Here is a 392-nt window from a genome sequence, read left to right as displayed (position 1 = left end):
GCCTGAGCGTTCGCCGCACGGAAACGCTGAGCCACCGCGACGGGCAGCGCCTCACCGATGGCCAGCACACGACGCAACGAACCCGCCAGGGTGCCACCGGATTCGGTGAGCAGCGCGTCCAACATGGACGGCACCACATGCAGAGTGGTGACCTGCTCCCGGGCCATCAACTCGTTCAGATAGGCCGGGTCACGGTGGCCGTCGGCCGACGCGATCACCAAACGCCCACCCGACACCGCCGCCGACCAGAACTCCCACACCGACAAATCGAACGTCGCAGCCGTCTTCAGCAGGACCGCGTCATCGGCACCGAGACCGAACTCCGCCGTCTTCCACTGCAACTGGTTGACAATGGCCGCGTGCGGCACCGCCACACCCTTGGGACGGCCGGT

1 protein-coding gene is annotated in these 392 nt (G+C 67.1%); it reads right to left on the bottom strand.

Annotated features, from left to right (window positions below):
• Positions 1–392 (bottom strand): AMP-binding protein (locus tag ON31_RS04460; RefSeq protein WP_039809507.1); only part of this gene is annotated, 392 nt, incomplete at both ends.

The organism is Nocardia otitidiscaviarum NBRC 14405 (assembly GCF_000308635.1).
GTDB lineage: Bacteria > Actinomycetota > Actinomycetes > Mycobacteriales > Mycobacteriaceae > Nocardia > Nocardia otitidiscaviarum.
Note: the sequence above shows the minus strand (reverse complement) of the source record. Positions and strands in the feature narration are given on the sequence as shown.